Genomic DNA, 16,537 nt, shown 5'->3' on the forward strand with positions numbered 1-16,537 from the left:
CAACAGTCTTGGCAGCTCTGTCCAGTGTCTCAGCGATTGTTACAAAGTCTTCAGCAGTCTTACATGCAGCACCACCGATCAGTGCGATCGGAGTTACAGAAATTCTCTTATTTACGATCGGGATTCCATATTCAGTGGAAATCGCTTCACCTGTAGATACCAGATCCTTTGCGCAAGTTGTGATCTTGTCATAAACTTTTTTATTTAATGTCTCGAGATCACTGTCAATGCAGTCCAGAAGACTGATTCCCATAGTAATGGTACGCACATCCAGGTTCTCGTGCTCGATCATTTTATTCGTTTCATTTACTTCAAAAATATTGATCATTTTAGTTTTTCTCCCTTGTATGTTTTCTCAGAGTTACGAAGCAGCTGAAATTCGCAGTCCACTTCGCCACACAGCTCTACACAAAATAACTGCTTCGCAGTTTACCAGAAAGAGAGTAACTCTTTCTGATACAGGCAAGTCTTCGGCGACTTATCTGATTTTATCAGATTCTGTGCATTACATTGAAGATGTCTTCATGCTGGCAGCGGATCACTACGCCGATCTGATCTCCAAGGGCTTCCAGTTCTTTTGCAAGAACTCCATTATCTTTCTCACATTTGCTGGCATCTGTTACCATCATCATGTTAAAGTATCCCTGTACGATGGTCTGAGAGATATCAAGAATGTTTACATTGTTGTCTGCAAGATAAGTACAAACTTTCGCGATAATTCCTACGGTGTCGTTTCCTACTACTGTGATGATTGTCTTTTTCATAAATTCTTTGTCCTTTCTACACTGTAATTACTTCTGATAAGCAATCCCTCTTCGCCACCTGAATCTTAAAGTCCCGGGACTTATAAGGGTTGTCACCTAAGGTTACTTCTGAGCAAACAGTTTCGTATGCCAGTTCTTCATAGTTATTCTCCCTGCTGAGATGTCCCAGGAAAATGGCTTTCATATTGTCATGCAGCAGTCTGCATAAAAGTCTGCCTGCATTCTCATTGGAAAGATGACCTCTGTCTCCAAGGATTCTCTGTTTCAGGTAATACGGATATTTTCCAACCTGCAGCATACGGATGTCATGATTTGCTTCCAGAAGAAGCGCATCCAGATCCTGCAGATTCTCAACTATGTATTCATTATATTTTCCAAGGTCTGTAGCAATCCCTACAGATTGTTCCCCGCATTCCACGCGATACCCAACCGGCTGTGCTGCATCATGGGGAATGGTAAACGGATTCACTGTCAGGTCTTTAATCTCAAAAGGCTCGTCTTCACGGATTTCATGAAAAATCCCCTCTGGCATCTTACCCAGATTCATCCTGGACAAGGCATCCACTGTCCCCCCGGTTGCATAAACCGGGATATGATGCTTTCTCGCGATCACTCCCAGACCTTTGATATGATCTGAATGTTCATGTGTAATCAAAATACCATCAATATCTTTTCCTGTCAAATCCAGAGAATTTAATCCCTGTTCCACTCGTTTCCCGCTGATGCCCACATCCACCAGAAGATGGGCGTTGTCTGAACCCACGTAAATACAGTTTCCACTGCTTCCGCTGGCAATGCTACAAAGTCTCATATTTTCTGATTCCTTCCTCGATCTGCTGCCTTGTCTCTGCAAAATCTCCGTTATTTACCACAACGTAGTCTGCATTTGTCCGGAAAAATGACTCCGGTGCCTGACTGGCAATGATACTGGCTGATTTCTCTCTGGTATAACCGCGATTCTCCATCAGTCTCTGGATACGGATTTCTTCATCCGTGTGGATATACCATATTGTATCACAGAACTCCTGATAATGATCCTCCAGAAGAAGTGCAGCTTCCACCACACATACCTTCTGTCCCTGCTGTTTCTTTACCGCTAACTGATCCCTGATATACTGTTTTACAGCAGGATGAATGATCTGATTTAATTTCTCCAGCATACCCGGATGTGAAAATACTACATCCGAAACCTGTCTGCGGTCAATAGTTTTATCATTTTTTATCACTTGTTTTCCAAATAATCCGATCACGGGTTCGTAACAGGGCTGCCCCGGTTCCATCACCAGATGCCCGATCTCATCCGCTTTCATTACATATGCCTGATACTTTTCTTCCAGAAAATCAAGCACTGTACTCTTTCCGGCGCCTACTCCACCGGAGATCCCTATTGTAATCATTTCTGCCTCTTATCTTTATTATGTCCACTGCTTTTACAGATCAGTCGGATACTCATAATCCGTATTCAGTTAAAACAGCAGACGTATTTTATTCATTTTATCTGATGTACCAGATTTCATTTATATTTTATCACTACTTCGCTTCGTACCAGTTATTTCCCTGATGCATATCTACATCCAGCTCTACAGCAAGCTTCGCAGCACCTTTCATCTCTTCCTCAAGAATCGCAGATACCTGCGGAATTTCCTCTTTATAAGTCTCTATCAGAAGCTCATCATGTACCTGAAGTACCAGACGGGATTTCAGATTCTCGTCTTTCAGTCGTCTGTATACACGGTTCATGGCAATCTTAATGATGTCTGCTGCAGTTCCCTGGATCGGAGAGTTCATGGCTACTCGTTCACCAAAGGATCTCTGCATGAAATTGCTGGATTTCAATTCCGGGATCGGTCTGCGTCTGCCAAACATAGTAGTCACATAGCCCTTTTCTTTTCCCTCTTCTACCAGTCCATCAAGGAATCCCTTGATCCTCGGGTAAGATTCAAAATATCTCTCAATATACTCTGCGGCTTCTTTTCTTGTAATACTTAAATCCTGACTCAGTCCAAATGAACTGATCCCGTATACGATTCCAAAGTTTACTGCCTTAGCATTTCTTCGTTGCAGGTCTGTTACCTGATCAAACGGCACGTGAAATACTTCAGATGCCGTATGTCTGTGGATATCCTGTGCTTCTTTATATGCCTGGATCAGCTTCTCATCTCCTGACATATGTGCAAGAACACGAAGTTCAATCTGAGAATAGTCCGCATCCAGGAATACATAACCGTCCTCAGGCACAAATACTTTACGGATCAGGCGTCCCAGTTCCATTCGTATCGGAATATTCTGCAGGTTCGGCTCTGTACTGCTGATTCTTCCCGTTGCAGTGATCGTCTGATTAAAGGTGGAATGGATCCTGCCATCTGCAGCTATCACATTTGCCAGACCATCTGCATAGGTAGATTTCAGTTTCGCAAGCTGACGATATTCCAGAATATCCTTTACGATCGGATACTCCGGTGCAAGCTTCTCGAGAATATCTGCTGCTGTAGAATAACCAGTCTTTGTTTTCTTTCCGCCTTTAAGCCCAAGTTTTTCAAACAGAATCACACCCATTTGTTTCGGAGAATTGATATTAAACTCCTCTCCTGCCTGCTGCCAGATCAGCTTCTCCAGTTCTTCAATACGGACATTTAGCTTCTCGCCATAGTTCTTCAGTTCCTCACCCTTTACACTGATTCCCCATTTTTCCATGGAGTCCAGAGTAAAGATCAATGGAAGTTCAATCTGTGTATACACGTTCCACATACCAGTCTCTTTTAATGCGTCACACATTGGAGTCCGGCATGCAAGTGCTGTGTATGCCATATAACACGCCCAGGATGTAAGTCCCTCTGCGCCTTCTTCCCAGGCTTTCTCTACTGTTTTCTTTCCAAGAAGTTCTTCTCTTGTAGGCAGCATACGTCCGTTCAGGTATTCCTTTGCCATATCATCATAGGTGTAAACAGATTTCAGAGGATTCAGAAGATATGCCGCTACTCCTGCATCAAATACTGCATTCGGATCATCAAATGTAATATGCTTAAGTATGGATTTTACATCAAGTGCGCAGATTACATGACTTTCCATTTCACTTACCATACCATTTTCCATACTGTTCGCATCGTTATTTTCTATAACATTCGCGCCATCTTCTGCGGTACCTCTTACATGATTCTTCTCATTATATTCAGATACTTTATGGAAAAGTGTCTCCAACTTTCCACAGAGATAGCTTTCGGTGATCATTCCCTCTACAGGAATATAATAAATCTCTTCTTCACTTAATGCCAGTCCTGCACCATATACCTGTCCATTCTCTGCGATCAGGGAAACGCCTGCCGCTTTCGCAGCTTCTGCTTTCTCAAACAGGTTTTCACATCCTGCCAGATCCGCACATGTGAAAAATTCCTGTTCCAGCGTATCTTCCTGTACAGCCTCAGAATCGAAGCGTCCAAGCAGGTTCTTAAATTCCAGCTGTCTGCAGAGCAGAAAAGCCTCTTTCGTATAAAGATTTCCGAGCTTTGCATCTTCATAAGAGAATTCAATCGGGCTGTCTGTACAGATAGTAGCCAACGCCTTACTCATCTGCGCCATATCATAATGCTCTCTCATGGATTCTCTGGCTCTGTTTGGCTTCAGCTCTTCCAGATGTTCATGTGCATTCTCAATACTTCCATATTCCACAATAATCTTCGTAGCAGTCTTCTCTCCTACACCTGGAATTCCCGGAATATTATCTGCGCTGTCACCCATCAGCGCTTTTAATTCAATGATCTGTGGCGGTGTGACCTGATATTTCTCGATTACCTGCTGTGCATGGTAATCCTCGATCGTAGTCTTTCCTCTTACAGTCTTTGGCAGACGAATCAATATCTTCTCTGTCGCAAGCTGAAGCAAATCTCTGTCACCGGAAAGGATCGTTGCCTCCATTCCTGCCGCTTCGCTCTTCTTTGCCAGTGTTCCGAGGATATCATCGGCTTCATAGCCTTCTTTGCTTATAATGTTTACGCCCATTGCAGTAAGAACTTCCTTGATCAGTGGTACCTGCGCTCTCAGTTCCTCAGGCATCGGCTTACGTGTCCCTTTATACGCCTCAAACATCTTATGGCGGAAAGTCGGCGCTTTCAGGTCGAATGCCACGGTCAGATACTGGGGCTTCTCCTCTTCAATTGTACGGAAAAGAATATTCAGGAACCCATAGACTGCTCCTGTATGCTTTCCTTCTGAATTTGTAAGATCAGGCAGACCGTAAAAAGCCCTGTTCAGAATGCTATGTCCGTCGATCAGTAATATTTTTTCGCTCATAAATTCCTCCAGTATCTTATAAAATATGCACCGTTTCCATCATTACATAAACGAGAATTGCCGCCAGAACTGCGATCAGGAGACATATACTCGCTCCAAGCAGAAACCAGCTCAGCTTCTTTTTTCGGATGTATCTTCTGGATTTCCGGATATCCTGTTCCAGCAGATTCTTGAAATTGAGAACAGAGTTGCTGCTGCTGTCGTCCAACTGCTGCGTCACCTCATGAACAATGAAATAAGTTTCCAGCTCATCATAGCAGGAAGAGCAACTCTCCACATGATCCAGGAACTCCTCCAGTTCATTTACAGGAAGCTTATGCTCAATATAACTGCTTACCATTCCTTCTGCAGTACGGCAATCCATATCAAATCCCTTCTTTCTTCTGTAACAAGTACTCTGCGTTTACTGTCCGAAAAAAGTAACCGCTTTTATTGATGCTCACTATTACGAATTATACCCGAACCACACTCAAATGGCAAGAAAAAGCGTTGCGCCCAGTAACACGCTTCGCGAGATAGTGGTATGTGAACAATAACGCAGGAATAACCGTAAAAAGCAGCAAAAATCCATAACTCGACTTCTGCTGCTTTTCTTTTGTATTTATTCTATTTAATTATTCAACTGTTTCTGCTGTTGTATCTGCCTCTGCTTCCACATTGGCATTCGGAACCTGTACAGGTGCTTCCAGGATCTTCATAAATTCCTCGCCTGTAATTGTCTCATGTTCATAGAGATATTTGGCAAGTTCATGAAGCTTTCCGATATTGTCCTGCAAGATCTTCAGTGCTTTCTGATGTTCCATCTTGACAAGTTCCACAACTTTCTTGTCCAGAAGTGTCTGTGTCTCGAAAGAACAGCTCAGGCTGGAATCTCCGCCCAGATACTGGTTTGTCACGTTCTCCATGGCAACCATGTCAAAGTCTTCACTCATACCATATCTGGTGATCATCGCTCTTGCAAGCTTGGTCGCCTGTTCAATATCGTTGGAGGCTCCGGTTGTGATGGAATGGAAGATCAATTCCTCTGCAGCACGTCCGCCTGTAAAAGTTGCGATCTTGTTCTCCAGTTCCTCTTTTGTCATCAGGTAATGATCTCCGTCATCTACCTGCATAGTGTAACCAAGCGCACCGGATGTACGAGGAATGATCGTAATCTTGTGAACCGGTGCAGACTCGGTCTGCTTTGCGGCAACCAATGCATGTCCGATCTCATGGTAGGAAACGATCAGTTTTTCCTTATTGGAAAGAACACGGTTCTTCTTCTGATATCCGGCGATAACTACCTCGATGCTCTCTTCAAAGTCTGCCTGTGTGGCAAATTTTCTGCCCTCACGTACTGCACGCAGTGCTGCTTCATTGACGATGTTCGCAAGCTCTGCACCGGAAGCTCCGGCTGCTGCTTTAGCAATCTCATCAAAGCGTACGGAATCAGCAATCTTAATCTTCTTTGCATGAACTTTAAGGATCTCTTCACGTCCTTTTAAGTCTGGAAGTTCTACAGGAATACGTCTGTCGAAACGTCCCGGACGAAGAAGTGCAGGATCAAGGGAATCTGGTCTGTTTGTTGCTGCCAGGATTACAACGCCCTTGGATCCGTCAAAGCCATCCATTTCTGTAAGTAACTGGTTCAGGGTCTGTTCACGTTCATCGTTGCCGCCTGTAAATCCGGCACCGTCACGTTTCTTACCAATCGTATCGATCTCATCGATAAACACAATACATGGTGCTTTCTCATTTGCCTGTTTGAAGAGGTCACGCACCTTGGCAGCACCCATACCTACAAACATCTCTACGAACTCAGAACCGGAAATGGAGAAGAACGGAACTTCTGCTTCACCGGCTACTGCTTTTGCCAGAAGAGTTTTACCTGTTCCAGGAGGGCCTACAAGAAGGGCTCCTTTCGGCATAGATGCACCGATCTCTCTGTATTTCTGCGGGTTATGAAGATAGCCTACGATCTCTGTCAGAAGCTCCTTGGCTTCATCCTCTCCTGCTACGTCTGTAAATTTGATTCCTGTGGAAGATTTTACATATACTTTGGCATTGCTTTTACCAAAGGACATTGTTCCGCCAGGGCCGCCGCCTATGGAACTCATCATCTTCTTGCTGAGCCATCTTCCAAGAAGAATAAAGATAGCGATTGGCAGTACATATCCCGCGATCAGGCTGATCCAGATGGATGTCTGCTGCGGTGCTGCTGCGCCGAATTTCACATTTGCGTCATGTAAACGGTCTACAAGGTCAGGGTCACTTACTTTAACGGTTCTGAAATAACCTTCCTGTCCGTCACTCTCTGCTACGTAATAAATATAATCATCCTGAATTTCTACTGTCTTAACGTATCCCTTCTCTACTCCTGTAAGGAAGACACTGTACTCTGTTGTCTGTACCTTTCGTCCCTCAATTGCAGGAAGTAACAGCACGTTCAGAAGAATGATAATAACTGCCGCGATGATATAATATACATAAAGCGGTTTTCTGCCTGGTTTTTTATTATCAAGGTTCATCGGCTTTTTCCTCCATTCGTTTTGTTAAAATGTACCTTATCACTTATTTCTTTGTTTTTCAATAAAGGCCGGATAAATTTCACAAACATTTAAGAATTAACAGATTTTTTTTATAATATTCTGCGTTCAACACTCCGAAAGACTATTTTACGGATTTATACCATTTACCTGCGGCGGAAAGATCTGAAGTCTTGAAGTTCCCGGTTCTGGTGCTGCTGCTTTTGAGCAGGGAACAGCTTTCATTCTTGTTACTGAGATCCCAGCACACATAACTGATCTTGTTTTTCTTCAGGAACTGGATCCAGGTATTTGCTTCTTTCTTGTCGATACTGCCATTTCCTGAACTCTCAGAAATACCGAATTCACTTACACAAACAGGCAGACCTTTATTAATAGCATTCTGAACTTTGGTTCTGTAATAATCTTTGTGTGTTGCTGCGTAGAAATGAAACGTATACATAATGTTCGAATAGCCTGTGATCGGATTGTCCGCAACAATATCTACGTCCTGTGACCAGGTAGGAGTTCCTACCAGAATGATATTCTTCTTGTCATAAGCACGGATTGCTTTTATCACTGCAGTGGCATAACTTTTGATGGTCTTCCATGAAGTATTCCCATTTGGTTCGTTGCATATTTCATAAAAAATATTTTTCTGATTTTTATATTTCTTTGCCATTTCTTTAAAAAATGCTACCGCCTGTTTCTGGTTCTTCTTTGGATTTCCATCACTGAGAATATGCCAGTCAATGATCACGTACATTCCCAGCTCTGTGGCATATTTTACGCCATTGTCTATGATTTTCTTTAACTCACTCTGATTGTCACCAGAGCAATAGCCATTGTACTCTTCTGCATACATGGCAAGTCTGATACAGTTCACACCCCACTGGTCACGCAGGGTTTTGAATGCAGACTTATTGACATACTGCGGAAACCAATTGATACCATGGGTGCTTACCCCTTTCAGGATAACCGTCTTTCCGCTGGAATTTACGATTTTTGTACCTTTTACTTTTAGCTGACCATTTGTCTGCAGCGGTGTGGAACTGACAGCATATGCCGGAAATACCGGCAGTTGCAGAAGCAGACAGCATATCAGAATACTGACCATTATCTTCTTGAGGATTGTGTATCTGCCAGATTTTGACTTCCTTTGTAACGTTCCTTTCTTCATACTTTTACCTTTTCCTTTCTTCCTTACTTTTATTTTTCTTTCTACTATAAATATATCACGAAAACAGCAACTTTCATACTGATAAAAGTTTTAACAATAAAAGCCCTGTCGAAAACCATTTCTTCCAACAGAGCTTTTAAGTATTTCTTTATTTATTTTTCATAATTTTTACAGATCTTTCTTCGGCAGCAAATAATCCCCTCAATGTTCTCTCAAGTACTGTACTGCTTTCTCTGACAGCTTTCTTAATATATGTACTGTTTCCAGCAGATTCTTATTTCTCAGACATCCAGCCAGCAGGATTACATCTGTCTGGTTTTGTGTAAGCCATCCTACTTTGACAGTTTCCGACTATGATTCTTTTGCATATGCTGAAACCGGCAGCAAAGCAGACAGCAGAAACAGGCATAATAAAAAGCTCTGTTCTTTTTATTGAACAGAGTCTCTCTTTTTACTGCCGGCAGTGGGACTTGAACCCACACGTGGTTGCCCACAACAGATTTTGAGTCTGCCTCGTCTGCCATTCCGACATGCCGGCACGAAACAAATATTATATTAGCATAACTTTCAAAATATGGCAAGGGTGTTTTGCAATTTTCCATTGAATTTTTTAGATGAGTAAACGGATATCTCTATATGTATTGAAACAAAATACTTATTCATCCAGCAAAAACTGGCAGCGCCTGTTGGTTTGTGTGAAATATCCAGGTTCTGCCAGTCTTTCAAACACTCTCTAGAATTTTACAAATGTTGTTTTAGAATATACACCACTTGCTTTCAGCAGTTTCCGATACTTGGTAAATGATTTCTTTGGGAGTCTCAACGTTACTGTTTTGTTGGCCGCAAATGCTTTCTTTCCAATGTATTCCAATGAGGAACCATTAATCTTAATGATCTTAACTGCCGGACACTGGGCAAATGCATAAGCATCAATGTGTTTGATACTTGCAGGAAGTGTAAAGTTTTTCAGTTTCGGGCACTGAGCAAACGCATTACTGCCAATTCGGGTTACTTTTGAGCCGAACCTTATGGTTCGCAGGTTCGTGCACTGATAAAAGGAATACTTTCCGATAGTAGTTATGTTGCTTCCGAAAATAGCATCTGTGATTTCTTTATTTCCCTTAAATGCATTCTGATCGATCGTAGTTACTTTGTAAACCTTATCATTAATAATAACCGTTGCCGGAATCTGTATGATATTAAATGTCGCTGCAAGACTTGTAACACTCACTTCGTTTGCATTTAAAATCTTATAGCCGAGACCACCTGTATAATAAACATTCTTATTGTCTTCAGCAGTTAATGGTGCTGCATTGAACTGATATCTCACAGGCTGTATGATATCATTTTGTACCCATGCATTCTCAATATATTCCTCCCTCTGGAAAAATATATACATGTCATACACACGCTCTACCTTTGTATAAATTCCGCTTGCTGAACCGATTTCCCATTTTCTGTGGATATCACTCTCCTGTGGTTTGATGGACAGGCTCCAATATACCGGTGTCCACTTGATATCTCCCTCCACAGGATTTGTATTCTGCGTTCCTGCACCGATTACATTGAATTTGTAATAGGTATTGGGATAAAAAGTTAGAGGCTTATCCAGGCCTTCTACAACACTGTCATTGGCGCTGATACTTTGTTTCTCATCTGTATCTGTGGATTCATCCTCTCCCGCAGACCAGGAATATTCGAAATTGTCCGCAAAATATGCATTACTCTGTGCACCTGCTCCGTCGGAAAATTCTGCTGCGCTGACTGTACTGAATGATCCAGCTGCCAGCACACCTGCCAGCATGATCGCTGCCATTTTCTTCATCAATCTCTCCTCCTCTTTTACTCTTAGTCCCTGCCCACTGCATTTCACAAGTCAAACAGATAAAATCATCCAATCTGCTGCCTGCTTATAACCAAATAACCGTTCCGCAGTTTGGTTAAGCAAAGGACCAAAGTTATCTCTTATAGTTAGCATTTTACTTACTTTTCTGCCAAATGTCTACTTAGATTTTTTGCTAATCCTGTCGTATATTCACGTTATTATTCATTCTGTTCTCAGTAACGAGACCAAAATTTATTCCAAATTTCCTGCATTAATGAAATTGGAACTTGTGGCTGCAGATTTTATTCCTCATTATCAGTATTCCACTTCTCATATGTGATATAATCTGCTCCCATTTTTCTGAAAATATCTACCATGTCTTCATTCTGACAAAGCCATATAGAAATACGTATGCCATTCTGGTGCACATTGCTAATGTCATACATACTGACGTTCCAGTACTCGACGCTTATATCCAGATTATATTTTTTACATTGCTGAATTACTGTATTTGTCACTCGTGCAGTCCTAATCCACTGCATTTTTCCATCAAACCCTAATTCTCGCAGCTTTCGCAAAGTGTCTATTCGAAAACAGATCAGAATCGGCTTTTTCTGTGATTTGGAAAGAAGCTGCATAAATGAGCTCATCCCTTCTTCCGTGGAAATTGATTTTATCTCAATCACAGGTGTCATGGAATATTTATTGCAGCATGCAAGGTATTCTTCCAGTGTTGGAACTACATTGTCCGGATATTGTGACGCATTTGTACCATTTATGATCGGATACTGCTTCACTTCCTCATAAGTCAATTCCGAAATCAGCTTGTCTTCGCCACACATGCGCTGCAGGGAATCATCATGGGAAAGTACCAGCACACCATCCTTTGTCTCCCTTACATCTGTTTCCACATACTCTGCCCCGCCACGTCCTGCTGCCTCAAAAGCAGGCATGGAGTTCTCCGGTGCCACAGTCTGGTCGCCTCTGTGCAAAATATAGCAGGTTGTTCCATCCAGCGGTTTCTGAAAATCCTTGGGTTCTTCTGGTGTTGGTGTCGGTGTAATTTCCGGGACATCTGGTTTTTCCGGAGTTGCTGTAGGTGTGAGCTCCGGTGTTACAGATGGTTCCGGAGCTGGTGTATCGGTAGGTGTTGGTTCTGGAGCTGGCGTAATTGATGGAGTCGGTTTTTCTGGTACTAATGTCGGCGTGATTTCTGGTGTTACAGATGGCACTGGTGTTACTGTCTGTTTTGTAACCACCACTTCAATCTCTGAAACGTATCTGTTTGTACCATAAGAAATACAGGTAATCTTCGTACTTCCGACTTTCTTTGCAGTAACTTTTCCCTTCTTTGAAACAGTTGCTACCCCTTTATCTGAAGAACTGTAAGTTATCTTTTTTCCACATTTCTGTGGTTCTAAAAGAAGTGTCTTTCCTGCTGTTATTTTCACCTGATTCTTATATTTCCTGAATGGAACTGCTTCTGTTTTATTACAGACATAAACTTCGCAGGACAATTTCACCTGATTCTTCTGAGCAGTGATCGTTGCCGTTCCTGGTTTCAGACCATAGATCTTTCCGTTTACAACTTTCGCGTACTTTAGATTACTGCTGCTCCATTTAAAATTTTTCAGATTTACCTTTTTGTTATTATTCAATATTTTTGCTGTATAAGACGCACCTGTCTTTATAACCACAGATGTCTTCTGCATCTGATACTGGTCTGCTGCGTATATATTCTTTGAAAAAAATCCAGCACAACTCAGGCTTATGAACAGCATAAACACAAGCACTGCATATATTCTTCCCGGTCTGTTTCTATATCTGTCTGTTTTTCCTTTTTTTTCTGTAGTTACTTTATATCTCATCTCTCATATGCCATTCCTGATCTACTGCTTTTATCTCAGGTATATTTTTAAACACTTCACAGTCCTGATCACATCCATCTTTAATACATGGACAGACCATTTTTACTTTCTTAAAATGTCCGGGAACGCCCTCGTACTGTACACTCCACAGACCATTATAATGCAGTTGTTTACACATTCCTGTCTCATATTCGTATTTAATCATATGTAATCTTCTCTTTTCTGTTCACTTCTTATGCTTATTGCTTTTTTATAACTCAAGCGGATAAAATCATCCGCTTTGTGGCTTACTCATAACCAAATAACTGCTACGCAATTTATCAGAAAGAACTTGCACTCCTGATTTTGTTGAAAAGTTCTGATACGCAAAATGAAAGACGCCCAGATCAGCGCCTCCCATTCTCATTTCGATTCAGTTCATCCTATTTCACATCTTCCAGTAATTTCTCATAAATCGGGAAGCAGTCAAATGTTGCGAAATAATCCTTCGGTGTCTCAGCACGGCGAATCATCTCGAAGCTTCCATCCTCATGAAGAAGAATCTCAGAAGATTTCAGTTTACCATTATAGTTATATCCCATAGCAAAACCATGAGCTCCTGTATCATGGATCACAAGGAGATCACCCATATCTACCTTCGGCAGATAGCGGTCAATAGCGAATTTATCATTATTCTCGCAGAGGGATCCAGTTACATCATATTTGTGATCGCATGGCTGGTCTTCTTTTCCCATAACAGTGATGTGATGATAAGCACCGTACATTGCAGGACGCATCAGGTTAACTGCACACGCATCTACACCAATGTACTCTTTGTGAGTATGTTTCTCATGGATTGCCTTTGTTACCAGGCAGCCATACGGTCCCATCATGAAACGGCCCATCTCTGTATAAATCGCAACATCGCCCATTCCTGCAGGAACAAGAACTTCCTCATAAACTTTGCGGACACCTTCACCGATCTCTCTGATATCGTTTGGAGTCTGATCTGGTTTGTAAGCGATTCCGACACCACCGGAAAGGTTGATAAACTTCACATGAGCGCCTGTCTCTTTCTGAAGTTTCACTGCCAGTTCAAACATCTCTTTTGCTAACATTGGATAGTACTCATTTGTCACTGTATTACTTGCAAGGAATGCATGGATACCGAATTCCTCGGCACCTTTCGCTTTCAGAGTCTTGAATGCTTCAAAGATCTGCTCGGTAGTCATACCATATTTTGCATCTCCTGGGTTGTCCATGATGTCATTGCTGATCTTGAACACTCCGCCCGGATTGTAACGGCAGCTGATCACTTTCGGAATATATCCGACAGCTCTCTCTACGCTCTCGATATGAGTAATATCATCCAGGTTGATGATTCCGCCGATCTCATTTGCATATTTGAACTCTTCTTCCGGTGTATCATTGGAAGAGAACATAATGTCTCCTTCTTTGCATCCGATTGCTTTGGACATCATCAGCTCTGTCATGGAAGAGCAGTCACATCCACATCCATACTCCTGAAGAATTTTGATCAGGAATGGGTTTGGAGTTGCCTTTACAGCGAAGAATTCTTTGAAACCTTTGTTCCATGCAAATGCTTCTTTTACTGCTTTGGCATTCTCACGGATGCCTTTTTCATCATAAAGATGGAAAGGGGTTGGAAACTGTTCGTTGATTTCCTGGAGCTTCTCCAGGGTGACAAATGGTACTTTTTTCATAATAATCTTGTCTCCTCTTACTTCTTGTGTATATGTGTATATAAATGATCCTGACAGTACTCATAGTTTCCGTTGCATTTGGAACAGAAACGGAATTCCAGATTTGGATCATCTTTCTCTGTACGGCCACAGACTGCACATTTATGTTTCGTCACTCCCTGTGAACTGCCAGGGAATGGAACCGTCTTGCTTTCTCCCATTGCTCTCTTAAACTGATTTCTCCGATGGACTTCCTTCGGATTGTATCGGCTGATATTTCTTGTGCTCAGGAAGAAGATAATAAAGTTCAGTAAGGATGCAATGATCGGCAATGCCATAAACCATGCTCCACCCATGACATATCTCACAATGTCATATGTCACGATCAGGGCATATACGATTGCCATCCACTTCATCTTGATCGGGATTACAAAGTACAGCATGACTCTCATATCCGGATATGTCAGCGCATATGCCAGGAAAATAGACAGACTGATATAATACGTAGAAAATTGTGCTCCATTCAGAAAAGGATCAAACACTCCTTTTGTAATAAAATAAAAAATAAATGCAGAAATTACCGTAAAAATCATTCCTGATATAATATACACGGTAAATCTAAATGATCCCCATGTACGTTCCAGTGATGCACTGATCGGATAATAAAAGAACAAAATCGCGATCACAAACCACAGCGTAGATGATGTAGACGGCGGATAAATAACCCATGTGACCAGTCTCCATATCTGTCCCTGAAGGATCTTGGAAACATTTAAAGTCAACATACCTAATACACTTGGATTCAGGATCATCAGCGCGTATCCCAGCACATAACTTACGATAATATAGATCGTAAGATTCTCAATTCCGCGTCCGTGAAATTTTCGTTCCAGTTTGTCAATAAATTTCATAAGTCTCCTTTGCTAAATCAGAAAAATTTCTTCTTGGAAAGAAATACCGCCGCAATGATACTTGCCACAATGGAGAGAATGATAATGATCAAAAATCCCCACGGTGTCCTTGAAAACGGCATTCCCAAAGCACTTACGTTCATACCGTAAGCACTGAAAATAATGGTCGGTATACTCATGACAATGGTGATGACTGCCAGTACTTTCATAACGATGTTCAGATTATTTGAAATAACGGAAGCTAAAGTCCCCATCATACTGCTCAGGATCCCGCTGTAGATATTCGCCATCTCGATGGCCTGCTTGTTCTCGATGATAACATCCTCCAGAAGCTCCGTGTCCTCCGGATACTTCTTGATGCTCTCAACCTTCAGCAGTTTCTCCAGCACCATCTCGTTTGACCTCAGAGAGGTTGTAAAGTATACCAGTGATTTCTCCAGTTCCAGAAGCTCCATCAGCTCCTGATTTCTTGTAGACAGATGAAGTTTCTCCTCTATCTGCTCGCTCTTCTTATCTATAATACGCAGATATCTCAGATACATGCTCGCATTACGGTACAGGATCTGCAGAATGAAACGTGTCTTCATATTCGTATAGAAGTTTCTCACTCTGCCTTCCATAAATCTGGTCAGCACCTGGGTGTCCTCCAGACAGACTGTAAAGATCATCTTCTGAGTTACTATGATACCAAGAGGGATGGTCACATACCAGTCCTTCTCATTACGTTCTTCAATCGCAGGTACATCTGCAAGGATAAGGGTATAATTGTCCTCCACTTCAATACGGGAACGTTCTTCCTCATCCAAAGGCGCGCGCAAATCGTCCACCTCTATCCCAAACTGCTCGGAAATTTCAAAAATCTCTGTTGCTGTAGGATTCGTCAGTGCAATCCAGCATCCCTCCTGAGGTTCCTGTATTTCATGGATTGAGCCATCGATTGTCTTAAAAATCCTTACCACGATCCACACTTCCCTTCTTCTCTCGATTTCCCCTCGTATATAAGCTGCTCCTCATCCCTGTATCACAGCTTACACTATGTCCTGTTTTTGTACAAAGACTCAACAATCATTATAGTTTGAACATGAATTTTTGTCAATTCATATACTTTCGGTTTACAAAACTTTTACACTTCGCTATAATAAAGTCATATATGTGCCCGCTACATGTACACACTACATAAAAATTGCAGCTCTCATCTATATTACAGTCAGGCGGATATTCTCAATTGAAGCAGGGGACTTACTTGATCTGGTTAATATATCAGGAAGATTTCCGTAATCAAAGCCAGAGCAGCAAACAGCAGCAAAGTTACTGTTTATTCCCTTCTCAGTAACACCGCAAAGCACAATAGATCAACAAAGAAAGGATATAAATCATATGAGTCAGTCATCATTTGGAAATAAATTCAAGGTAACTACCTGGGGTGAATCCCACGGAAAAGCTCTCGGAGCCGTAGTAGACGGATGCCCTGCAGGACTTCCGCTCTGTGAAGAAGATATTCAGGTTTTTCTTGACC

General features: G+C 42.0%; 15 protein-coding genes and 1 tRNA gene. 1 reads left to right on the forward strand and 15 read right to left on the reverse strand.

Annotation, left to right across the window (positions count from 1 at the left end; translation table 11 throughout):
* The 15 genes from ACTNES_RS13870 to ACTNES_RS13940 all read right to left on the reverse strand — a co-directional run.
* The coding region (locus ACTNES_RS13870) for a DUF711 family protein (protein WP_441039707.1) at nt 1-328 on the reverse strand (328 nt) is incomplete at its 3' end.
* Between the two features lie 163 nt (nt 329-491).
* Nucleotides 492-764, reverse strand: coding sequence for an ACT domain-containing protein (locus ACTNES_RS13875; protein ID WP_117674729.1), 273 nt, complete (start codon nt 762-764; stop codon nt 492-494).
* A 16-nt stretch (nt 765-780) separates the two neighbouring features.
* Entirely contained in the window at nt 781-1,575 is a 795-nt protein-coding gene (locus ACTNES_RS13880) for an MBL fold metallo-hydrolase (RefSeq protein ID WP_291810778.1), read from the reverse strand.
* The gene (gene coaE / locus ACTNES_RS13885; protein ID WP_441039709.1) at nt 1,562-2,161 is read right to left on the reverse strand and encodes a dephospho-CoA kinase; all 600 of its coding nucleotides are present in this window, start codon (nt 2,159-2,161) and stop codon (nt 1,562-1,564) included. Before coaE ends, ACTNES_RS13880 begins: the two co-directional genes overlap by 14 nt.
* Nucleotides 2,162-2,294: 133 nt before the next feature.
* A complete protein-coding gene (gene polA, locus ACTNES_RS13890) occupies nt 2,295-5,051 on the reverse strand; it encodes a DNA polymerase I (protein WP_291814744.1) in 2,757 nt (918 codons plus the stop codon).
* A gap of 16 nt (nt 5,052-5,067) precedes the next feature.
* Nucleotides 5,068-5,415: an anti-sigma factor family protein gene (locus ACTNES_RS13895; RefSeq protein ID WP_291814742.1), complete on the reverse strand. Its 348-nt coding sequence runs from the start codon at nt 5,413-5,415 to the stop codon at nt 5,068-5,070.
* A gap of 250 nt (nt 5,416-5,665) precedes the next feature.
* Nucleotides 5,666-7,558 (reverse strand): ATP-dependent zinc metalloprotease FtsH, encoded by a 1,893-nt coding sequence (gene ftsH, locus ACTNES_RS13900; protein ID WP_291808055.1) that lies wholly within the window; start codon nt 7,556-7,558, stop codon nt 5,666-5,668.
* A gap of 142 nt (nt 7,559-7,700) precedes the next feature.
* A complete protein-coding gene (locus ACTNES_RS13905; protein WP_441039713.1) occupies nt 7,701-8,735 on the reverse strand; it encodes a glycoside hydrolase family 5 protein in 1,035 nt (344 codons plus the stop codon).
* Between the two features lie 455 nt (nt 8,736-9,190).
* Nucleotides 9,191-9,273: transfer RNA gene (locus ACTNES_RS13910), tRNA-Leu, on the reverse strand.
* 195 nt (nt 9,274-9,468) lie between these two features.
* Nucleotides 9,469-10,560 (reverse strand): leucine-rich repeat domain-containing protein, encoded by a 1,092-nt coding sequence (locus tag ACTNES_RS13915; protein ID WP_441039714.1) that lies wholly within the window; start codon nt 10,558-10,560, stop codon nt 9,469-9,471.
* A 302-nt stretch (nt 10,561-10,862) separates the two neighbouring features.
* A complete protein-coding gene (locus ACTNES_RS13920; RefSeq protein ID WP_441039717.1) occupies nt 10,863-12,428 on the reverse strand; it encodes a glycerophosphodiester phosphodiesterase family protein in 1,566 nt (521 codons plus the stop codon).
* Nucleotides 12,418-12,633: a hypothetical protein gene (locus ACTNES_RS13925; RefSeq protein WP_216460064.1), complete on the reverse strand. Its 216-nt coding sequence runs from the start codon at nt 12,631-12,633 to the stop codon at nt 12,418-12,420. The genes ACTNES_RS13920 and ACTNES_RS13925 overlap by 11 nt, the downstream gene beginning before the upstream one ends.
* Nucleotides 12,634-12,850: 217 nt before the next feature.
* The gene (locus ACTNES_RS13930; protein ID WP_216460063.1) at nt 12,851-14,131 is read right to left on the reverse strand and encodes a diaminopimelate decarboxylase; all 1,281 of its coding nucleotides are present in this window, start codon (nt 14,129-14,131) and stop codon (nt 12,851-12,853) included.
* 17 nt (nt 14,132-14,148) lie between these two features.
* Complete coding sequence (locus ACTNES_RS13935; protein ID WP_441039719.1) at nt 14,149-15,021, reverse strand: hypothetical protein; 873 nt, start codon at nt 15,019-15,021, stop codon at nt 14,149-14,151.
* A gap of 17 nt (nt 15,022-15,038) precedes the next feature.
* Entirely contained in the window at nt 15,039-15,980 is a 942-nt protein-coding gene (locus tag ACTNES_RS13940) for a magnesium transporter CorA family protein (RefSeq protein WP_441039721.1), read from the reverse strand.
* Between the two features lie 418 nt (nt 15,981-16,398).
* On the opposite strand from ACTNES_RS13940, the gene ACTNES_RS13945 reads away from it, so the two are divergent.
* Nucleotides 16,399-16,537, forward strand: a 139-nt coding sequence (locus tag ACTNES_RS13945; protein ID WP_441039724.1) for a chorismate synthase, incomplete at its 3' end; no start/stop codon positions are given.

Origin of the sequence: Blautia sp. HCP3S3_D9, from assembly GCF_052063845.1 — a bacterium.
Classification (GTDB): domain Bacteria; phylum Bacillota; class Clostridia; order Lachnospirales; family Lachnospiraceae; genus Blautia_A.